The sequence below is a fragment of the Neopararhizobium haloflavum genome (genome assembly GCF_002750855.1).
GTDB classification, from domain to species: Bacteria; Pseudomonadota; Alphaproteobacteria; order Rhizobiales; family Rhizobiaceae; genus Georhizobium; species Georhizobium haloflavum.
The window spans coordinates 1-19,788 of sequence record NZ_NWUC01000015.1; the positions used below are offsets into that span (position 1 = coordinate 1).

Consider the following 19,788-nt stretch of genomic DNA (forward strand, 5'->3'; position numbering starts at 1 on the left):
AAGAAAAGCTGCGCTTCGCCATCCGCGAAGGCGGCCGCACCGTCGGCGCCGGCATCGTCGCTTCGATCACGGAATAACGACGGATCAGGGTTTGGGCGCGCCCCCTTCGCGTGGCGCGCCCTCAACACGAACAAGGATTAAGTCGAATGAACGGCCAGAATATCCGTATCCGCCTCAAGGCGTTCGATCATCGGATTCTCGATGCCTCCACGCGCGAGATCGTTTCGACGGCCAAGCGCACCGGCGCCAATGTCCGCGGACCTGTTCCGCTTCCCACGCGGATCGAGAAGTTCACGGTCAACCGCTCGCCGCACATCGACAAGAAGAGCCGCGAACAGTTCGAGATGCGCACCCACAAGCGTCTTCTCGATATCGTCGATCCGACCCCGCAGACGGTCGACGCTTTGATGAAGCTCGATCTGGCAGCCGGCGTCGATGTGGAGATCAAGCTCTGAGGAGCTTTTTGAACACGAGCCCCTGAACCTTCGGGCGAGGGGCTCCTCTGAAGATTGAAGAGGCGTGGAGGGGCTCTGCCCCGACAGCGAACTCTAAAAGGAATGAACCGATGCGTTCAGGTGTGATTGCACAGAAGGTAGGGATGACCCGGGTCTACAACGACGCCGGCGAGCACGTCCCGGTAACGGTGCTGCGGCTCGACAACTGCCAGGTTGTCGCCCAGCGCACCGTCGAGAAGAACGGCTACACGGCGGTACAGCTCGGCGTCGGCCTCAAGAAGGTCAAGAACACGTCGAAGGCCCTGCGCGGCCATTTCGCTGCGGCCAATGTCGAGCCCAAGGCCAAGGTTGCCGAGTTTCGTGTGTCGGAAGACAACATGATCGACGTCGGCGCCGAGATCACGGCAGAGCATTTCATTGCTGGCCAGTTCGTCGACGTGACCGGCACCTCGGTGGGCAAGGGCTTCGCCGGCGCCATGAAGCGTCACAACTTCGGCGGCCTTCGTGCCACGCACGGCGTATCGATCTCGCACCGCTCGCACGGCTCGACCGGTTCCAACCAGGATCCGGGCCGCGTCTGGAAGGGCAAGAAGATGGCTGGTCACATGGGTCAGACCCGCGTGACCACGCAGAACCTGGAAGTCGTCTCGACCGACACCGATCGTGGCCTGATCCTCGTCAAGGGCGCCGTTCCCGGCTCCAAGGGCGCCTGGATCCTGGTCCGTGATGCCGTCAAGTCGCCGATCCCTGAGGCGGCACCCCGTCCGGCTGCGCTGAAGGCGGCTGGCAACGGTGCCTCGGCTGAAGCATCGAATGAGGGAGCCGAATAATGGATCTCAACGTTACCACCCTCGACGGCAAGTCGGCCGGCAAGGTTTCTCTCTCCGATACCGTTTTCGGACTGGAACCGCGCCAGGACCTTCTGCAGCGCGTCATTCGCTGGCAGCTTGCAAAGAAGCAGGCCGGCACACACAAGTCGCTCAGTCGTTCTGAGATTTCGCGCACCGGCGCCAAGATGTTCCGCCAGAAGGGCACTGGCCGCGCACGCCATTCGTCGGCACGCGCGCCGCAGTTCCGCGGCGGCGGCAAGGCCCATGGTCCGGTCGCGCGCAGCCATGCGCATGATCTGCCCAAGAAGGTTCGTGCGCTTGGTCTCAAGCATGCTCTGTCGGCCAAGCTTCGCTCGGAAGACCTGATCGTCATCGACGACTTCAGCGCCAAGGAAGCGAAGACCAAGGGTCTGCTGGACACCTTCGGTAAGCTCGGTCTGACCAATGCGCTGCTGATCGGCGGCGCCGAGCTCGACAACAATTTCCGCCTGGCGGCCCGGAACATCCCGAATGTCGATGTTCTTCCGGTCCAGGGCATCAATGTCTACGACATCCTGCGCCGCGGCAAGCTCGTGCTTTCCAAGGCGGCTGTCGAAGCGCTTGAGGAGCGGTTCAAATGACGGATCTTCGTCACTACGACGTGATCGTATCCCCTTCGATCACTGAAAAGTCGACCATGGCTTCGGATCAGAACCAGGTCATCTTCAACGTCGCCCGGACTGCGACCAAGCCCGAGATCAAGGCGGCGGTCGAGGCGCTCTTCGGCGTCAAGGTCAAGGCGGTGAACACGCTGCTGCGCAAGGGCAAGGTCAAGCGCTTCCGCGGCATCATGGGACGTCAGCGCGACGTCAAGAAGGCGGTCGTCACCCTCGCCGATGGTCAGTCCATCGACGTGTCGACGGGTCTTTGAGGCGCTGCGGCGGACGGAAAACCCATAAGGGAACAAGAAAATGGCATTGAAGAACTTCAATCCCGTAACTCCGAGCCTGCGTCAGCTCGTCATCGTCGACCGCTCCTCGCTCTACAAGGGCAAGCCGATCAAGGCGCTGACGGAAGGCCTGACGGGCAAGGGCGGCCGCAACAATGCCGGCCGGGTCACCGCGCGTTATCAGGGCGGCGGTCACAAGCGGACCTATCGCATGGTCGATTTCAAGCGTCGCAAGTTCGACGTTTCGGCGACCGTCGAGCGGCTCGAATACGACCCGAACCGTTCGGCATTCATCGCGCTCATCAAGTATGACGATGGCGAGCTGAGCTACATCCTGGCGCCGCAGCGCCTGGCCGTCGGCGACAAGGTCGTGTCTTCGAACAAGGCCGTCGACGTGAAGCCGGGCAATGCGATGCCGCTGCAGAACATGCCGGTCGGCACGATCGTGCACAACGTCGAGATGAAGCCCGAGAAGGGCGGTCAGATCGCGCGTTCGGCTGGCACCTACGTCCAGCTCGTCGGTCGTGACCAGGGCATGGCGATCCTGCGCCTCAACTCCGGCGAGCAGCGTCTGGTGTCTGGCCTGTGCCTCGGCACGGTCGGTGCGGTCTCCAACCCCGATCACGGCAACATCAACGATGGCAAGGCCGGTCGTACCCGCTGGCGCGGCAAGCGCCCGCACGTTCGCGGTGTCGTCATGAACCCGGTCGACCACCCGCACGGTGGCGGTGAAGGTCGCACCTCCGGTGGTCGCCACCCGGTCAGCCCCTGGGGCAAGCCCACCAAGGGCAAGCGTACCCGGTCCAACAAGGCGACCGACAAGTTCATCATGCGCTCGCGTCACCAGCGCAAGAAGTAAGAGAGGAAGTCTCAATTGGCTCGTTCAGTTTGGAAAGGTCCGTTTGTTGACGGCTATCTTCTCAAGAAGGCTGAGAAGGTCCGTGAAGGCGGTCGCAACGAAGTGATCAAGATGTGGAGCCGCCGCTCCACGATCCTGCCGCAGTTCGTCGGTCTCACATTCGGCGTCTACAACGGATCCAAGCACATCCCGGTGTCCGTCAACGAGGACATGGTCGGGCACAAGTTCGGCGAATTCGCCCCGACCCGCACCTACTACGGTCACGGCGCGGACAAGAAAGCTAAGAGGAAGTAACAATGGGCAAGGCCAAAGCCGATCGCCGGCTCAAGGATAACGAGGCGCAGGCAGTTGCGCGCACGATCCGCGTCAGTCCCCAGAAGCTCAATCTCGTTGCGGCGATGATCCGCGGCAAGAAGGTCGAGCGGGCTCTGGCCGATCTCGAATTCTCGCGCAAGCGCATCGCCGACACCGTTCGCAAGACGCTTCAGTCGGCGATCGCGAACGCGGAGAACAACCACGATCTCGATGTCGATTCGCTGATTGTCGCGGAAGCGCATGTCGGCAAGTCGATCGTCATGAAGCGCTTTCATGCCCGCGGTCGCGGTCGTGCCAGCCGCATCGAGAAGCCGTTCTCGCATCTGACGATTGTCGTTCGCGAAGTCGAAGAAACTGGGGAGGCCGCGTAATATGGGCCAGAAAATCAATCCGATCGGCTTCCGTCTCGGCATCAACCGGACCTGGGATTCGCGCTGGTTCGCCGACAACGCCGAATACGCCAAGCTGCTCCATGAGGATCTGAAGATCCGCAAGTACATCATGGATGAGCTGAAGCAGGCTGCGATCTCCAAGGTGGTCATCGAGCGCCCGCACAAGAAGTGCCGCATCACGATCCACTCGGCACGTCCGGGCCTGATCATCGGCAAGAAGGGCGCCGACATCGATAAGCTGCGCAAGAAGCTGTCGGAGATGACCAATTCGGAAACGCACCTCAACATCGTCGAGGTCCGCAAGCCCGAGACCGATGCGACCCTGGTCGCGCAGTCGATCGCCCAGCAGCTGGAGCGCCGCGTTGCGTTCCGCCGGGCCATGAAGCGCGCCGTTCAGTCGGCCATGCGTCTTGGTGCTGAAGGCATCCGCATCACCTCTTCGGGCCGTCTCGGCGGCGCCGAGATCGCGCGGACCGAATGGTACCGTGAAGGCCGCGTTCCGCTTCACACGCTGCGCGCCGACATCGACTACGGCACGGCCGAGGCGCACACCGCATACGGCATCTGCGGCATCAAGGTCTGGATCTTCAAGGGTGAAATCCTTGAGCACGATCCGATGGCCTCGGAACGCCGCGCCACGGAAGGCGACAATCAGGGCGGCCAGCGCCGCCGCGAAAACGCTTAAAGCGTGAGCGCGGTTCGAGAATTCGGAGAATAAGACTATGTTGCAGCCAAAGCGTACGAAGTACCGCAAGCAGTTCAAGGGCCGCATCAAGGGCGTGGCCAAGGGTGGTTCGGACCTCAACTTCGGTTCGTACGGCCTGAAGGCGCAGGAGCCTGATCGCGTCAATGCGCGTCAGATCGAAGCCGCCCGCCGGGCGATCACCCGCCACATGAAGCGCGCCGGTCGCGTGTGGATCCGCATCTTCCCGGATGTGCCGGTCACATCAAAGCCGACGGAAGTCCGCATGGGTAAGGGCAAGGGCTCGGTCGATTACTGGGCGTGCAAGGTGAAGCCGGGCCGCATCATGTTCGAGATCGATGGCGTCAGCGAGGAAATTGCTCGCGAAGCCCTGCGTCTCGGTGCAGCCAAGCTTTCCGTCAAGACCCGCTTCGTACAGCGCGTCGCAGAGTAAGGAGACGGGATCATGAAAGCCACAGACGTCCGTGCCATGAGCGTCGACCAGCTGAACGATGAACTCGCGAAGCTAAAGAAGGAAGCATTCAACCTGCGCTTCCAACGCGCCACCGGCCAGCTCGAGAAGACGTCGCGCGTCCGTGAGGTTCGCCGCGACATCGCTCGCATCAAAACAATTGCCCGCCAGAAGCTGGCGGCAGAAGCCAAGGCCTAAAGGACCAAGAACAATGCCGAAACGCATTCTGCAGGGCACCGTCGTTAGCGACAAGAACGAGAAGACGGTCGTCGTCCGGGTCGAGCGGCGCTTCGCGCACCCGTTGATGCAAAAGACCGTTCGTCGTTCGAAGAAGTACAAGGCGCACGACGAATCCAACCAGTTCAAGGTCGGCGACATCGTATCCATCCAGGAATGCGCGCCGATCTCCAAGGACAAGCGCTGGACCGTTGTCGCTGATGCCGACGCGGCTCAGAAGGCCTGAGACGAAACAACAATTGCCAGAAGGCGAGGGCGGTATGTCCGATACCTCGCTGATGAAAGAGAAGGCGGTCTGACATGATTCAGATGCAAACAAACCTCGACGTCGCCGACAATTCCGGCGCCCGTCGTGTCATGTGCATCAAGGTGCTGGGCGGCTCGAAGCGGAAATACGCCTCCATCGGCGACATCATCGTCGTTTCGGTGAAAGAGGCGATCCCGCGCGGCCGCGTCAAGAAGGGCGACGTGATGAAAGCCGTCGTCGTGCGCACGGCGAAGGACATTCGCCGCGCCGACGGCAGCGTCATCCGCTTCGACAAGAACGCCGCCGTTCTGATCGACAACAAGAAAGAGCCCATCGGCACCCGCATCTTCGGGCCCGTGCCGCGTGAACTGCGCGCCAAGAGCCACATGAAGATCATCTCGCTGGCGCCGGAAGTTCTTTAAGGAGAGAAACGATGCAAAAGATCCGTAAAGGCGACAGCGTCGTTGTCATCGCCGGCAAGGACAAGGGCCGCACCGGTGAAGTCCTCCAGGTGATGCCGAAGGACGGCCGCGCTCTGGTTCGCGGTGTCAACATGGTCAAGCGCCATCAGCGCCAGACCCAGACGCAGGAAGCCGGAATCGTCAACAAGGAAGCCTCCATCCATCTGTCCAATCTCGCATTGGCGGATCCGAAGGACGGCAAGCCGACGCGCGTCGGTTTCAAGATCGATGGGGACAAGAAGGTCCGCGTCGCAAAGCGCTCGGGAGAAACGATCAATGGCTGAGGCAAAGTACGAGCCGCGGCTCAAGACCGAATACAACGAACGCATCCGCGCCAAGCTGCGCGAGCAGTTCTCCTACGCCAACGAGATGATGATCCCGCGCATCGACAAGATCGTGATCAACATGGGCGTCGGCGAGGCGACGGGTGACAGCAAGAAGCCGGCCGTCGCGGCGGCTGACCTGGCGGCGATCGCCGGCCAGAAGCCGGTCATCACGCATGCCCGCAATTCCATCGCAGGCTTCAAGGTCCGCGAAGGCATGCCGATCGGTACCAAGGTCACCCTGCGTGCCAACCGTATGTACGAGTTCCTCGATCGTCTCGTGAACATCGCGCTGCCGCGCGTTCGCGACTTCCGCGGTCTCAATCCGAAAAGCTTTGATGGCCGTGGCAACTTCGCCATGGGCATCAAGGAGCACATCGTGTTCCCGGAGATCAACTACGACAAGGTTGATCAGATGTGGGGCATGGACATCATCGTTTGTACGACGGCCAAGACCGACGACGAAGCACGGGCTCTGCTCAAGGAGTTCAACTTCCCGTTCGTCACCCGGTCGTAACGGCAAGCGTGTAGAAGGATAAATGTAATGGCGAAAGTCAGCGCAGTCGAAAAGAACAAGCGCCGTCGCAAGCTGGTTGCCCGTGACGCTGGAAAGCGTGCGGCTCTCAAGGCGATCATCAAGGACCAGAAGCTGCCGATCGAAGAGCGCTTCCGGGCCACTCTCAAGCTCGCCGAGATGCCGCGCAACGCATCCAAGACCCGCATCCGCAACCGGTGCGAAGTCTCGGGCCGTCCGCGCGCTTATTATCGCAAGCTGGGCATGTCGCGTATCGCGCTTCGTGAACTGGGTAACCTCGGTAAGGTGCCCGGCGTCGTGAAGTCGAGCTGGTAAGGAGACGGGTAAGATGGCTATGACTGATCCCCTGGGCGATATGCTCACCCGCATCCGCAATGCCGCCGGCCGCAAGAAGACGAGCGTTTCGACGCCGGCTTCCAAGCTGCGCGCACGCGTTCTCGACGTTCTCCAGTCGGAAGGTTACATCCGCGGCTACTCCGAGACCGATTTTGGCAACGGCAAGGCCGAGATCACGATCGAGCTCAAGTACCACGAGGGTGGCTCCGTGATCCGCGAGATCGCGCGTGTCTCCAAGCCGGGCCGCCGTGTCTATGTGTCGGTGAAGTCCATTCCGCAGGTCGCCAATGGTCTTGGCATTACAATCCTTTCGACCCCGAAAGGCGTGATGGCCGACCATGAGGCGCGTGAACAGAATGTTGGCGGCGAGGTGCTGTGCAGCGTCTTCTAAGAGGCGCGCACGCTCTTTGATCAAACGAACAGACAGGTTGAAAAATGTCTCGTATCGGTAAAAAACCCGTTTCGGTCCCCAACGGCGTCACCGCTTCGGTCGACGGCCAGACGGTTTCTGTCAAGGGACCCAAGGGCGAGCTTGCTTTCGTCGTCAATGACGAAGTGCTCGTGAAGATGGAAGACGATGGCGTCGTCGTGACGCCGGTCGATGAATCCAAGGACGCCCGCTCCAAGTGGGGCATGTCGCGCACCATGATCCAGAACATCATGCAGGGCGTGAGCCAGGGCTTCGAGCGCAAGCTCGAGATCAACGGCGTCGGCTACCGCGCAGCGATGCAGGGCAAGAACCTGCAGCTTTCGCTTGGCTATAGCCATGATGTCGTCTATCAGACGCCCGAAGGCATTGCGATCGCTTGCCCCAAGCCGACGGAAATCGTCGTTACGGGCATCGACAAGCAGCGCGTCGGCCAGGTTGCCGCGGAGATTCGCGAATTCCGTTCCCCTGAGCCCTACAAGGGCAAGGGCGTGAAGTATGCGGAAGAGCGTATCGTCCGTAAGGAAGGCAAGAAGAAGTAAGGAACTGCCAGCATGGCTACGAAGAAAGATACCCTTGCGCGTCGTGCCTCACGCGTTCGCCGTCAGGTGAAGAAGGTGGCCAATGGCCGTCCGCGTCTGTCGGTCCATCGCTCGTCGAAGAACATCTACGCTCAGGTGATCGACGATGTGAAGGGCCATACGCTGGCCGCCGCTTCGACGCTGGACACCGATCTGCGCTCGTCGCTCAAGACCGGTGCCGACGCTGATGCCGCTGCCGCGGTAGGCAAGCTCATCGCCGAGCGTGCCTCCAAGGCAGGCGTCACGAATGTGGTCTTCGATCGGGGTGCATACCTCTATCACGGTCGCGTCAAGGCCCTCGCCGAAGCTGCCCGCGAAGGCGGTCTCAGCTTCTAAATTCAATTCAATCTGCCGATTGAACCCGGAAAAGAACAAGGACAAGGACAATGGCAAGAGAAGCACGCCGCGACAATCGCGGCCGCGACGATGAGCGCGACAGCGAATTCGTCGACAAGCTCGTCCACATCAATCGCGTCGCCAAGGTCGTCAAGGGCGGCCGCCGCTTCGGTTTCGCAGCGCTCGTCGTCGTCGGCGACCAGAAGGGCCGCGTCGGCTTCGGCCACGGCAAGGCGCGTGAAGTGCCGGAAGCGATCCGCAAGGCCACCGAAAGCGCCAAGCGCGACATGATTTTCGTGCCGCTTCGCTCGGGCCGTACGCTGCATCATGACGTTCACGGCCGCCACGGCGCCGGCAAGGTTCTGCTCCGTGCGGCCAAGGCTGGTACCGGTATCATCGCCGGTGGTCCGATGCGCGCCGTTTTCGAGACGCTCGGCATGCACGACGTCGTCGCCAAGTCCACGGGTTCGTCGAACCCTTACAACATGGTTCGTGCGACCTTCGATGCGCTGAAGAAGCAGATGCACCCCAAGGACATCGCTTCGCAGCGTGGCATCAAGTTCTCCACCCTGCAGGCGCGTCGTGCCGAAGCGGCCGGCAGCACCGCAGCGGTTGAAGAATAGTCTGGGTTGAGCCGTCGACGCCTCCAACGGAGCGCGTCCGGCCTTCATTGAAGGAGCCAGGACCATGGCTGACAAGAAGACGGGCAAGACGATCACTGTCGAACAGATCGGTAGCCCCATCCGCCGCCCGGCCGAACAGCGTGCCACGCTGATTGGCCTCGGGCTGAACAAGATGCACCGCCGTCGCACGCTTCAGGACACCCCGTCCGTTCGCGGCATGATCCGGTCGGTCTCTCACCTCGTTCGCGTCGTCGAAGAGAACTGAGACGAGGAGCCAGCACAATGAAACTGAACGAATTGAAAGACGCTGAAGGCGCCACCAAGGCCCGCAAGCGCGTTGGCCGTGGCATCGGTTCGGGCACCGGCAAGACCGGCGGCCGCGGCGTCAAGGGGCAGAAGTCCCGTTCGGGCGTTGCCATCAACGGCTTCGAGGGTGGCCAGATGCCGATCTATCGGCGTCTGCCCAAGCGCGGCTTCACCAATATCTTCGCGAAGGACTACAACGTCGTTTCGCTCGCCCGCCTCCAGGCGGCCGTCGATGCCAAGAAGCTCGACGCCGGCAAGACGGTGGATGCGGATGCCTTGAAGGCTGCCGGCGTTATCCGCCGCACCAAGGACGGCGTTCGGGTTCTCGGCGACGGTGAATTGAAGGCCAAGCTGACGCTCGAAGTCGCCGGCGCTTCTAAGGCCGCGATCGAGAAGGTCGAAAAGGCCGGTGGGTCGGTCAAGGTGCTCGTCGCCAAGGCCGAAGCCGAAGCCGACGCCAAGTAGTGATCCTGGTCGCCCGGTGTCTTCACATTGGGCGACCGTCTTCCCATATGATGCCGGTCACGATCGCAGCCTGCGATGTGCGGCAATAGGGACAATCGGAAGCCCTTGTGCGATGCCTCGGCATCGCATTTAAGTTTTCCCGACCGGGTTTTCGATGAAATGATGAGGTCGGGTCCCTGGGGCGCGCGCGGCGTCCTGTGCGGCCTGATCATGCGGAGATTTGCATGGCATCTGCAGCCGAACAACTAGCGTCCAATCTCAATTTTTCAGCCTTTTCAAAGGCCGAGGATCTCAAGAAGCGCATCTGGTTTACGCTCGGTGCGCTTCTTGTGTATCGGCTGGGTACTTTCATCCCGCTGCCGGGCCTCGATCCGAATGCGTTCGCCCAGGCGTTCGAGCAGCAGTCGGGGGGTGTCCTCGGCCTGTTCAACATGTTCGCCGGCGGCGCGGTGGAGCGCATGGCCATCTTCGCGCTCGGCATCATGCCCTACATCTCCGCATCCATCATAATGCAGCTGATGACGTCAGTGGTTCCCTCTCTGGAACAACTGAAGAAGGAAGGCGAGCAGGGCCGCAAGGTCATCAACCAGTACACCCGCTACGGTACGGTGCTGCTGGGCACCATGCAGGCCTACGGCATCGCGGTCGGCCTCGAATCGGGGCAGGGGATCGTGGTGGATCCAGGCTGGTTCTTCCGCATCTCCACGGTCATCACGCTGGTCGGCGGTACGATGTTTCTGATGTGGCTCGGTGAGCAGATCACCGCGCGCGGCATCGGCAACGGTATCTCGCTGATCATCTTTGCCGGCATCGTCGCCGCCTTGCCGACGGCGATTGCCGGAACGCTTGAACTGGGGCGCACCGGCGCGCTTTCGACGACGCTGATCATCGCGGTCATTCTCGTCGCCATCGCCTGCATCGCCTTCATCGTGTTCATCGAACGCGCGCAAAGGCGGCTTCTGATCCAGTATCCGAAGCGTCAGGTCGGCAACCGCATGTTCCAGGGCGACACGTCTCACCTGCCGCTGAAGCTCAACACGGCCGGCGTCATTCCGCCGATCTTTGCCTCGTCCTTGCTGCTGCTGCCGGCAACGGTTGCAGGGTTTTCCGACACGACGGGCATGCCGGCCTGGGCCAACACCGCGCTCGCCGCATTGGGTCACGGCCAGCCGCTCTACATGTTCCTTTACGCGGCGATGATCGTGTTCTTCGCCTTCTTCTACACCGCCGTCGTATTCAATCCGAAGGACACGGCCGACAACCTGAAGAAGCATGGCGGCTTCATTCCGGGCATCCGGCCTGGCGAACGGACGGCGGAATATATCGACTACGTGCTGACGCGAATCACGGTCGTTGGTGCGATCTATCTCGTTATCGTCTGTCTCTTACCCGAATTTCTAATCGCGCGGACCGGCGTTCCGTTCTATCTCGGGGGTACGTCGCTGCTCATCGTCGTCAACGTGACGCTCGATACGGTTGCGCAGGTCCAGGGTCACCTCATCGCCCAGCAATATGAGGGACTGATCAAGAAGTCGAAATTGCGGGGAGGGAAACGGAGACGATGAGACTAATACTTCTGGGACCGCCGGGAGCGGGCAAGGGGACGCAAGCTCAACGACTCGTCGAGAAGTACGGGATACCGCAGCTTTCAACCGGGGACATGCTTCGCGCGGCCGTTGCCGCCGGGACGGGTGTGGGACAGCGAGCCAAGGCGGTAATGGATGCCGGTGGTCTTGTCTCCGACGAGATCGTCAACCAGATCGTTTCGGAGCGGATCGATCAGCCTGATTGCGCGCGCGGCTTCATCCTGGATGGCTATCCGCGCACTGTGCCGCAGGCGAAGGCACTGACAGCGATGCTGAACGAGAAGGCGATGCAACTGGATGCAGTCGTCGAGCTCAAGGTCGATGAGACCGCGTTGCTGCAGCGCATCGAAAAGCGCGCCGCCGAAACCGCGGCCGCGGGCAATGGGGTTCGAGCCGATGACAATCCGGACGCCTTCAAGAAGCGCCTGGTGGAATATCGCGAGAAGACCGCGCCGCTTTCCGATCACTACCATCAGACGGGCGAATTGAAGACGGTCGATGGAATGGCGCCCATGGACGAGGTGACGGGCGCGATCGAAAGGGCGATCGCCGCCGCCTGAGCCAAGGCATGGACGAAGGTGGCACAATTGTTGCCAGACGTCTTGACTGGTGCCGTGTTTTCGATTACGGCACCGCATCCCTTCATGGCTGTCGGACGCGCTCTTCCGGTTGGATGAGCCTTCGAGCGTGAAGTGTTCTTTTCATGATCTGCATGGGCCGGGCTCCACCGGACGCGGATTTCTTGTGACCCGCCGGGTATCCGGCCGAAATGGAGAAACGACATGGCCCGCATTGCAGGCGTCAATATTCCCACGAACAAGCGCGTCGTCATCGCACTTCAGTACATTCACGGCATCGGCCCGCGCCTTGCCGCTGACATCGTCTCGAAGAACAACATTCCGGCCGAGCGTCGCGTCAACCAGTTGTCCGACGCCGAAGTCATCGCGATTCGCGAGACGATCGACCGCGATTATCAGGTAGAGGGCGATCTTCGCCGCGAAACCTCGATGAACATCAAGCGTCTGATGGACCTTGGCTGCTATCGCGGCCTGCGTCACCGTCGCGGCCTGCCGGTTCGCGGCCAGCGCACGCACACCAATGCCCGCACCCGCAAGGGTCCGGCAAAGGCGATCGCCGGCAAGAAGAAGTAATTTGGGCAAATGGCGAGCAGTCGATAGCGAAGAAAAAATCGCGTCGCGCTGTTTTGCTGCTTGCTTCTATGGTGGAGCCGCTGGGGTTACGGCGGCGTAGAGATCGATCGAAAGGAAAGATATGGCTAAGGAAGCCGCACGCGTTCGCCGTCGTGAACGCAAGAACATCTCGTCGGGTGTCGCACACGTCAACTCGACCTTCAACAATACCATGATCACCATCACCGACGCGCAGGGCAATGCGATTGCCTGGTCGTCTGCTGGCGCCAAGGGTTTCAAGGGATCGCGCAAGTCGACCCCCTTCGCCGCCCAGATGGCTGCCGAAGATTGCGCGAAGAAGGCGCAGGAACACGGCATGAAGTCTCTCGAAGTCGAAGTTTGCGGTCCGGGTTCGGGTCGTGAATCGGCGCTTCGCGCACTTCAGGCGGCTGGCTTCACCATCACGTCCATCCGCGACGTGACGCCGATCCCGCACAATGGCTGCCGCCCGCGCAAGAAGCGTCGCGTCTGATTTTATCCGAGGTTGATGCCGCACGAGATGAACGCTTCGCGTTCCTCGGCGGCTCTTCGTCTTGCCCGTCACGAATGGATGGTGACGGGATGCGAAAGGAAAGACCATGATCCAGAAGAACTGGCAGGAACTGATCAAGCCGAACAAGGTGGAGTTCTCAGGCTCCGGCCGCACGAAGGCGACCCTGGTCGCCGAGCCGCTTGAGCGTGGCTTCGGTCTGACGCTCGGCAACGCGCTGCGTCGTGTGCTTCTGTCCTCGCTGCGCGGCGCTGCCGTCACGGCGGTTCAGATTGATGGCGTGCTGCACGAATTCTCGTCCATCCCCGGCGTCCGTGAGGATGTCACGGACATCGTGCTGAACATCAAGGAAATCGCCATCAAGATGGATGGCGACGAGACCAAGCGCATGGTCGTTCGCAAGCAGGGCCCGGGAATCGTCAAGGCTGGCGATATCCAGACGGTCGGCGATGTCGAGATTTTGAATCCCGAACACGTGATCTGCACGCTCGACGAGGGCGCGGAAATCCGCATGGAGTTCACGGTCGCAAACGGTAAGGGCTATGTTCCTGCCGAGCGCAACCGCGCCGAGGATGCGCCGATCGGGCTTATTCCCGTCGACAGCCTCTATTCGCCGGTCAAGAAGGTTTCCTACAAGGTCGAGAACACCCGTGAGGGCCAGGTTCTCGATTACGACAAGCTGTCCATGACGATCGAGACCGATGGTTCGGTCACCGGCGAGGACGCCGTTGCCTTTGCCGCGCGCATCCTGCAGGACCAGCTTGGCGTCTTCGTCAATTTCGACGAGCCGCAGAAGGAAACCGAGGAAGAAGCCGTCACCGAGCTGGCGTTCAACCCGGCACTCCTGAAGAAGGTCGACGAACTGGAGCTTTCGGTCCGTTCGGCCAACTGCCTGAAGAACGACAACATCGTCTATATCGGCGACCTGATCCAGAAGACGGAAGCCGAGATGCTGCGCACGCCGAACTTCGGCCGCAAGTCGCTCAACGAGATCAAGGAAGTGCTGGCCTCCATGGGTCTGCACCTCGGTATGGAAGTGCCCGCCTGGCCGCCGGAAAACATCGACGATCTGGCCAAGCGCTACGAAGACCAGTATTAACCCCAAATCGCGGATCGGCCCCTGGCGGTCCGCCCCTGAAGGAGAAGGCTCATGCGCCATCGCAATGCAGGCCGCAAGCTCAACCGGACCGCAAGCCACCGCAAGGCGATGTTCGCCAACATGGCCGTGTCCCTGATCACCCATGAGCAGATCGTCACGACTCTGCCCAAGGCAAAGGAAATCCGCCCGATCGTGGAAAAGCTCGTCACGCTCGGCAAGCGCGGCGATCTCCACGCCCGTCGGCAGGCGCTTTCGCAGATCAAGGACAACGATGCCGTGCGCAAGTTGTTCGAAACGGTCGCCACGCGCTACGCCGATCGTCATGGCGGCTATCTGCGGATCATGAAGGCCGGCTTCCGTGCGGGCGACAATGCGCCGCTCGCCGTCATCGAGTTCGTCGATCGTGACGTCGATGCCAAGGGCGCAGCAGACCGTGCCCGCGTCGAGGCTGAAGAGCAGTCCGAAAGCGAAGCAGCCTGATCAAGCGTTGCCGGATCGTCCGATCCGCTGGAAAATACGAAGAAACCCGCCGCGTCTTTTTCGCGGCGGGTTTTTTCATGCGCTTCGTGCGCGGCGCATGAAGCGCCGCGCACCGTCTGTGGTCAGGCGGCCAGTGGCTCGTCCTGCATTGCGCCGATGCCGGGATAGAAGCTGAAATCGCCGTCCTCGAAGGCGATGGTGTCCGACCCGGCATAGGTGCCGTTGAAGCCGAATTGCGCCTGTCCGCCTTTTCCGATCGTCGCATTCCAGTCGGCGGCCATGAAGATCAGGTCGCCGTCCGCGTCGTTCGTGACCGTCGCTCCCCACACGCTGGTCACGTCGATCGTCACGCCCTCGGGCACATCGAGTTCGACCGCCCAATCGTCAATCGTCGCTTCTGCAAGATTGATCACCGAGACGTTCTGGCCGAAGCCCGATCCCCAGTCGTTGGTCGAACCGGCATCGATCTCGGCCATCAGCGGATCGTCACCTGACGGCATCCTGTCGATATCATTGAAGTCGAAGGCAAAATCGTCATCGTCGAAGGCCGCGCCCTGGACCTGGATGGAGAAGTCTATCGTGTCTCCGGCAACGAGTTCGGGTTTGTAGCCCTGGTCCTTGGTGGTGATGACGAAGTCACCATCCGCGTTCTCCCCGCGCGAGGTCGCCCCGCCATAGCCGGTCACCCAGGCGTTCGTGATCGCGCCGTCGCCGGAGTAGTTGGGCAGAATTTCCCAGGCCGAGACCGAGCCATCGATCAGGTCTTGTTCCTGGACGGTGTAGGTAAAGGACGCGTTGTAGCCGCCGCCCCAGGCTGGATTGTACCAGTCGTTCAGGCGCGCCAATTCAAAGCCGGCTGCCGGATCCGCATCGTCTCCGCCGAGGTCGAGGCCAATCACGACAGGGTCATGGTCGGAAGCTGCGAAAACGTCCTCGTTGTAGAACCTTGGATCGTTGAACTCGCTCGAATAGCCGAGAAGCCCTGGCTCGTCGGCATTGATGTGCCATTCGGTGACGCCGGAAACCTGCTCGGCCATCGACCCGGTGGCGAGTGCCTGGTCGAGCGTCCCGCGTTGTCCGTCAAAGACATAGGAGTACGCGTTCTCCTGCCCGATGAACTGGTCGATGAGATCGGCGTAGCCGGCCGCGCGCAGCGCCTGAACCGGATCCTCCTTAGCATAGGCGTTGAGATCGCCGAGTACGAGATAGTCGCTGTCGCCGGAGCCCGTGGGATCGCTGGCGATCCACTCCGCCAACTGGTTCGCTGCCTCGGTGCGCGCTGCGTTCCAGGCGCCTTGGCCGTCGCCCGTATCTTCGTTGCCGCTGCCGCTCTCGCCGTTGCCACCCTTCGACTTGAAATGATTGACGGCGATCGAGAATGTCTCGTCCGTCTCGATATCCGTGAAGGTCGCAGCCACCGCCGGACGGTTGAGCTGTTCGCCGCCATCGTCGAAGACCAGGTAGTCGGACCCGCCGAGCGTCACATTGGCGGCATTATAGATCACACCCGTCGTGATTTGGTCGGTGCCGATGATGCCGTCGCCACCATTGGTGGGATCGACGAAGCGGTAGTCTGCCGCAAGCCCGCGTACCGCGGCTTCGTCGTTGAGCGCGTCGACGAGGGCGGCCATGGCCGACCCTTCGCCAAAGCCGTTGTTCTCGATCTCCTGCACGCCCAAGACGTCGGCGTCGATCTCGAGCATCGCATCGACGATCTTGGTCGTCTGCCGCTCCAGGTCCTCGGTGGTCGTTGCGCCGCGCTCGCCGAGCGTGGTGAAATAGTTGAGCACGTTGAAGCTGGCGACCTTCGCGTTGCCGCCGACATCGGCCGGCGTATCCTGGCGGGCGCCGGTGTTGGTGTCCTGGTCCACCGGCAACGTGCCGTCCACCAGCATGGCATAGTCGCCGAACTGGTAGGTCATGACACCTTCGACGGCGCTGTCCATCTCCGCCCCGAGACGCAAGGTCGGGCCGTCCGCCGTGAAGGTATCCTCCGCGTCGAGATAGCCGTTGCCATTGGCGTCATACGTATCCTCGACGGGGATGTAGCTGAATTCCGTTGGGTTCTGGCTGGAGACGCCATCGTCGATCGTCAGCCGGTTCAGTGCGTTTTCCGCCTGAAGCGCGTCGATCTCGTCGGCCTGCGTCTGTGCGTCATATATCTGCGTCGGCTGGATCTGCGTGCCGGCGCTCAGCACGACCTCGCCGTAGCGGGCAAGGTTGAAATTCTCCACCACGGTAATCGGCGCCTCGCTGCTCGATGTGAGCGAGGTTCGCATGCCTTCCACCGCTTCGAAGATGTCGGCGGAGGCCCGGGGCAGGGTGATCTCGGTGTAGTCCGGAAGATCGTTCCCCGCGGAATTCACGGTAATGTCCACATCCGTCAGTTCGGTCAGGCCGTTGAACTCGGTGACCGTACCACTGACCCCGACGAGGTCGCCGACCGCCACCTGCGGTGCGCCGCCGGTGAAGACGAAGATGCCTTCGGAGGTCGCCGCATCGCCGTCATAGTCGTTCATTTCTTCCTGCATGAAGAAGCCGTTTCCGACCGTATAGGTCACGACCGCCTCGGCCAGCACGTAGTCGCCCTGGTAGAAGCTCGCAGATCCCGACCCTTGGATTTCGGAGATGAGCAGCGGCGCGGGCTCGCCGTCCTGGCCGCCGTCGCCGCCGCCGCCATCGGTGCCGTTGGCCGCCCCGAAGGTGTTCGTGCCGGAACTGAATGTCCAGGCACCATCCGCGCCGCGCTCGATCGATGATCCGATCGGTGCGCTGGAGGTTTCTTCGGCGCCGACGTCGGTCGACGTTGTTCCCGCTGCCGGTCCTTCCGTTGCCGTCAGCGTGCCTTCATAGGAGAGGAACTCGACGACGGTACCGTCCGGTCCGACAAGCGCGAACCCGTCGGCCGGACCGTTCTGAAGGCCGCTTGCCTCGGCGACGACGTAGGCGAACCCGTCGCCGCTGTCGCTCGCATCGGCGCCTGAAAGGTCGATCGTGTCGTAAACGGTGCCGGTGTCGCGATAAAGCGCGATCGACCAGCCGGTAAGGTCCGCATCGGCATTGACACGCACCTCGATCGCTTCTCCGGCATCGGTGTCGGCATTGTCGTAGTGAAATTCGTTGATGCGAATGTCACTGACGTCCAGTCCACCATCCCCGGGATCACCCGGGTCGGACGGGTCAGCCGGCGCACCGTTGAGCGTGCCGAAACTGTTTTCACTTTCTGTGGCAGCCCAAGACGTCTGGTCGAGCGAACGCTGCAGAGACGATCCAGCCTGCTCCGAGCCCGTCTGGCTGACGCCGATATCCGTGCTCGTCAGCCCCGCTGCCGGACCGTCGGCCGCGGTCATTGTCCCCTCATAGCTGAGGAACTCAACGACGCTGCCCTCCGCGTCCACAAGCGCGATGCCATCCGGTGCGCCGTTCTGAATGCCGTTGCTGGGGTAGGTGAGGACGCTGGTGCCGAGCCCGTCGCCTTGATCGGGAAGGATGCCGGACAAAGTCCGGGTGCTGTAAGCGCTGTTGCTGCTGCCATTGTAGAGGACGATCGACCATCCGGTGAGATCTGTGCCGGCGGGACCGGTGATCTCGATCGCCTCACCGGTATCGGTGCCGTCGTTGTCGTAGTGCAGTTCGCTGATGAAAACTGTCGGCATGGACACTCGCTCCTTTGCATCGTCGCTTCGCCGGCGCGCGCCGGGTCGGACCATGGCTTAGCGCGCGACCTGAACCTTCGCGTGACACGAGTGTTAACTTTTTGAGACACCAGCCGGGCAAGCGTTATGGTCGCCAGGCGCCGGGGCGCTGGACTTTGATGTTTTGGCAACACCGGCGCGCACGATGGCGCGCTTGTCTTGTCAGGCAGATGGGCGAACCAGAAGATGCTTCTTCCGACCGAGTGAAAGCTTGATTACACCGTCGGAGGTGAGGTCGCCGTCCCCGATGGTACGGCGTTCGTCATCGACGACCGCATCGTTGACCCGGACGGCCCCGCCTTTGACATGCCGGCGCGCTTCGCCGTTGGAAGACGCAAGCCCTGCTCGTACATAAAGCGCCAGCACCCCGATGCCCGCCGCCAGATCGTCGGCTGACAATTCGATGGTCGGCAGGTTCTCCGAAAGCGCCCCTTCCTCGAATGTCTTGCGTGCCGTCTCTGCCGCCTTCTCCGCGGCAGCGCGGCCATGCAGCATCGCCGTCACCTCGGTAGCGAGGATCTTCTTGACCTCGTTGATCTCGGACCCGGCCAGCGCGGAAAGCCGGGCGATCTCGTCCATCGGGAGCGTTGTGTAGAGTTTGAGAAAGCGTGTGACGTCCGCATCTTCGGTGTTGCGCCAATATTGCCAAAAATCATACGCGCCGAGCAGGTCGGCGTTGAGCCAGACCGCGCCGGCTGCCGATTTTCCCATCTTGGCGCCGGAAGCCGTCGTCAGCAGCGGCGAGGTCAGCGCATAGAGTTGTCCGGTTCCCATGCGATGGCCAAGATCGATGCCGTTGACGATGTTGCCCCACTGGTCCGAACCGCCCATCTGCAGACGCACGCCGTAACGCTTGTTCAGTTCGACGAAATCGTACGCCTGAAGGATCATGTAGTTGAATTCCAGGAACGAAAGAGATTGCTCGCGCTCGAGCCTGAGCTTGACCGAATCGAACGACAGCATCCGGTTCACGGAAAAGTGCCGGCCGACATCGCGCAGGAACTCCAGATAGTTGATGCCGAGCAGCCAGTCGGCATTGTCGACCATCAGGGCGTCGCGCGGACCTTCGCCGAATGTCAGGTAGTTGGCAAAAACGGTCTTGATGCTCGCGATATTCGACGCGATCGTCTCCGGCGTCATCAACTGGCGTGCCTCGTCCTTGAAGGACGGATCGCCGACCATTCCCGTGCCGCCGCCCATCAAGGCGACCGGACGATGTCCGGTCGCCTGCAGCCAATGAAGCAACATGATCTGGATCAGGCCGCCGGCATGAAGGCTGGGTGCCGTCGGATCGAAGCCGATATAAGCCGATACCGTTTCCGTCTGGAAAAGCTGATCGAGACCGGTATCATCCGATACCTGCTGGATGAAACCGCGCTCCGAAAGCGTGCGGAGGAAATCGGACTTGAAGGCGGACATGATCGATACTTCCATTGGA

The 19,788-nt window shown here is 61.5% G+C and carries 30 protein-coding genes; 28 read left to right on the forward strand and 2 right to left on the reverse strand.

The window, feature by feature from the left end; all coding sequences use genetic code 11:
- The 28 genes from CN673_RS19865 to rplQ all read left to right on the forward strand — a co-directional run.
- Positions 1-77 (forward strand): EF-Tu C-terminal domain-related protein (locus CN673_RS19865; protein WP_503128311.1); only part of this gene is annotated, 77 nt, incomplete at its 5' end.
- A gap of 69 nt (positions 78-146) precedes the next feature.
- Positions 147-455, forward strand: coding sequence for a 30S ribosomal protein S10 (rpsJ, locus tag CN673_RS19870; RefSeq protein WP_099868158.1), 309 nt, complete (start codon positions 147-149; stop codon positions 453-455).
- Between the two features lie 110 nt (positions 456-565).
- A complete protein-coding gene (gene rplC, locus CN673_RS19875; RefSeq protein WP_099868159.1) occupies positions 566-1,285 on the forward strand; it encodes a 50S ribosomal protein L3 in 720 nt (239 codons plus the stop codon).
- Positions 1,285-1,905: a 50S ribosomal protein L4 gene (gene rplD, locus CN673_RS19880; RefSeq protein WP_099868160.1), complete on the forward strand. Its 621-nt coding sequence runs from the start codon at positions 1,285-1,287 to the stop codon at positions 1,903-1,905. Before rplC ends, rplD begins: the two co-directional genes overlap by 1 nt.
- Positions 1,902-2,195 carry a 50S ribosomal protein L23 gene (locus CN673_RS19885; protein ID WP_099868161.1) on the forward strand — a complete coding sequence of 98 codons (294 nt, stop codon included), beginning with the start codon at positions 1,902-1,904 and terminating at the stop codon, positions 2,193-2,195. Before rplD ends, CN673_RS19885 begins: the two co-directional genes overlap by 4 nt.
- A 40-nt stretch (positions 2,196-2,235) precedes the next feature.
- Positions 2,236-3,072 (forward strand): 50S ribosomal protein L2, encoded by an 837-nt coding sequence (gene rplB, locus CN673_RS19890; protein WP_099868162.1) that lies wholly within the window; start codon positions 2,236-2,238, stop codon positions 3,070-3,072.
- Positions 3,073-3,087: 15 nt separating this feature from the next.
- Positions 3,088-3,366, forward strand: a complete 279-nt coding sequence (rpsS, locus tag CN673_RS19895; RefSeq protein WP_099868163.1) for a 30S ribosomal protein S19 — start codon at positions 3,088-3,090, stop codon at positions 3,364-3,366.
- 2 nt (positions 3,367-3,368) lie between these two features.
- On the forward strand, positions 3,369-3,758 hold the full coding sequence (gene rplV / locus CN673_RS19900; protein ID WP_099868164.1) for a 50S ribosomal protein L22: 390 nt from the start codon (positions 3,369-3,371) through the stop codon (positions 3,756-3,758).
- A 1-nt stretch (position 3,759) separates the two neighbouring features.
- Positions 3,760-4,464, forward strand: coding sequence for a 30S ribosomal protein S3 (rpsC, locus tag CN673_RS19905; protein ID WP_099868165.1), 705 nt, complete (start codon positions 3,760-3,762; stop codon positions 4,462-4,464).
- A 37-nt stretch (positions 4,465-4,501) separates the two neighbouring features.
- Entirely contained in the window at positions 4,502-4,915 is a 414-nt protein-coding gene (gene rplP, locus CN673_RS19910) for a 50S ribosomal protein L16 (protein ID WP_099868166.1), read from the forward strand.
- Positions 4,916-4,927: 12 nt separating this feature from the next.
- A complete protein-coding gene (rpmC, locus tag CN673_RS19915) occupies positions 4,928-5,131 on the forward strand; it encodes a 50S ribosomal protein L29 (RefSeq protein WP_099868167.1) in 204 nt (67 codons plus the stop codon).
- 13 nt (positions 5,132-5,144) lie between these two features.
- Complete coding sequence (gene rpsQ, locus CN673_RS19920) at positions 5,145-5,396, forward strand: 30S ribosomal protein S17 (protein WP_099868168.1); 252 nt, start codon at positions 5,145-5,147, stop codon at positions 5,394-5,396.
- Positions 5,397-5,470: 74 nt separating this feature from the next.
- Positions 5,471-5,839: a 50S ribosomal protein L14 gene (gene rplN, locus CN673_RS19925; RefSeq protein ID WP_099868169.1), complete on the forward strand. Its 369-nt coding sequence runs from the start codon at positions 5,471-5,473 to the stop codon at positions 5,837-5,839.
- An 11-nt stretch (positions 5,840-5,850) separates the two neighbouring features.
- The gene (rplX, locus tag CN673_RS19930) at positions 5,851-6,162 is read left to right on the forward strand and encodes a 50S ribosomal protein L24 (RefSeq protein ID WP_099868170.1); all 312 of its coding nucleotides are present in this window, start codon (positions 5,851-5,853) and stop codon (positions 6,160-6,162) included.
- Positions 6,155-6,718, forward strand: coding sequence for a 50S ribosomal protein L5 (gene rplE / locus CN673_RS19935; protein WP_099868171.1), 564 nt, complete (start codon positions 6,155-6,157; stop codon positions 6,716-6,718). Before rplX ends, rplE begins: the two co-directional genes overlap by 8 nt.
- Positions 6,719-6,745: 27 nt before the next feature.
- The gene (gene rpsN, locus CN673_RS19940; protein ID WP_099868172.1) at positions 6,746-7,051 is read left to right on the forward strand and encodes a 30S ribosomal protein S14; all 306 of its coding nucleotides are present in this window, start codon (positions 6,746-6,748) and stop codon (positions 7,049-7,051) included.
- Between the two features lie 13 nt (positions 7,052-7,064).
- Positions 7,065-7,463 carry a 30S ribosomal protein S8 gene (gene rpsH / locus CN673_RS19945; protein WP_099868173.1) on the forward strand — a complete coding sequence of 133 codons (399 nt, stop codon included), beginning with the start codon at positions 7,065-7,067 and terminating at the stop codon, positions 7,461-7,463.
- A gap of 44 nt (positions 7,464-7,507) precedes the next feature.
- A complete protein-coding gene (gene rplF, locus CN673_RS19950; protein WP_099868174.1) occupies positions 7,508-8,041 on the forward strand; it encodes a 50S ribosomal protein L6 in 534 nt (177 codons plus the stop codon).
- A gap of 12 nt (positions 8,042-8,053) precedes the next feature.
- Positions 8,054-8,416 carry a 50S ribosomal protein L18 gene (rplR, locus tag CN673_RS19955; protein WP_099868175.1) on the forward strand — a complete coding sequence of 121 codons (363 nt, stop codon included), beginning with the start codon at positions 8,054-8,056 and terminating at the stop codon, positions 8,414-8,416.
- 50 nt (positions 8,417-8,466) lie between these two features.
- On the forward strand, positions 8,467-9,039 hold the full coding sequence (rpsE, locus tag CN673_RS19960) for a 30S ribosomal protein S5 (protein WP_099868176.1): 573 nt from the start codon (positions 8,467-8,469) through the stop codon (positions 9,037-9,039).
- Between the two features lie 64 nt (positions 9,040-9,103).
- On the forward strand, positions 9,104-9,304 hold the full coding sequence (gene rpmD, locus CN673_RS19965; protein ID WP_099868177.1) for a 50S ribosomal protein L30: 201 nt from the start codon (positions 9,104-9,106) through the stop codon (positions 9,302-9,304).
- A gap of 17 nt (positions 9,305-9,321) precedes the next feature.
- The gene (gene rplO / locus CN673_RS19970) at positions 9,322-9,810 is read left to right on the forward strand and encodes a 50S ribosomal protein L15 (protein ID WP_099868178.1); all 489 of its coding nucleotides are present in this window, start codon (positions 9,322-9,324) and stop codon (positions 9,808-9,810) included.
- Positions 9,811-10,034: 224 nt separating this feature from the next.
- Positions 10,035-11,375 carry a preprotein translocase subunit SecY gene (gene secY / locus CN673_RS19975; protein ID WP_099868179.1) on the forward strand — a complete coding sequence of 447 codons (1,341 nt, stop codon included), beginning with the start codon at positions 10,035-10,037 and terminating at the stop codon, positions 11,373-11,375.
- Positions 11,372-11,956, forward strand: coding sequence for an adenylate kinase (locus CN673_RS19980; RefSeq protein ID WP_099868180.1), 585 nt, complete (start codon positions 11,372-11,374; stop codon positions 11,954-11,956). Before secY ends, CN673_RS19980 begins: the two co-directional genes overlap by 4 nt.
- A 222-nt stretch (positions 11,957-12,178) precedes the next feature.
- Positions 12,179-12,547, forward strand: coding sequence for a 30S ribosomal protein S13 (rpsM, locus tag CN673_RS19985; protein ID WP_099868181.1), 369 nt, complete (start codon positions 12,179-12,181; stop codon positions 12,545-12,547).
- Between the two features lie 121 nt (positions 12,548-12,668).
- On the forward strand, positions 12,669-13,058 hold the full coding sequence (gene rpsK, locus CN673_RS19990) for a 30S ribosomal protein S11 (protein ID WP_099868182.1): 390 nt from the start codon (positions 12,669-12,671) through the stop codon (positions 13,056-13,058).
- 106 nt (positions 13,059-13,164) lie between these two features.
- On the forward strand, positions 13,165-14,175 hold the full coding sequence (locus CN673_RS19995; protein ID WP_099868183.1) for a DNA-directed RNA polymerase subunit alpha: 1,011 nt from the start codon (positions 13,165-13,167) through the stop codon (positions 14,173-14,175).
- 51 nt (positions 14,176-14,226) lie between these two features.
- Positions 14,227-14,655 carry a 50S ribosomal protein L17 gene (gene rplQ, locus CN673_RS20000; protein WP_099868184.1) on the forward strand — a complete coding sequence of 143 codons (429 nt, stop codon included), beginning with the start codon at positions 14,227-14,229 and terminating at the stop codon, positions 14,653-14,655.
- Between the two features lie 122 nt (positions 14,656-14,777).
- On the opposite strand, the gene CN673_RS20005 is transcribed toward rplQ, so the two are convergent.
- Both CN673_RS20005 and tyrS read right to left on the reverse strand, forming a co-directional pair.
- Positions 14,778-18,311, reverse strand: a complete 3,534-nt coding sequence (locus CN673_RS20005; protein WP_157928974.1) for an ExeM/NucH family extracellular endonuclease — start codon at positions 18,309-18,311, stop codon at positions 14,778-14,780.
- Positions 18,312-18,512: 201 nt separating this feature from the next.
- Positions 18,513-19,769, reverse strand: a complete 1,257-nt coding sequence (tyrS, locus tag CN673_RS20010) for a tyrosine--tRNA ligase (protein WP_099868197.1) — start codon at positions 19,767-19,769, stop codon at positions 18,513-18,515.
- Positions 19,770-19,788: the final 19 nt, after the last annotated feature.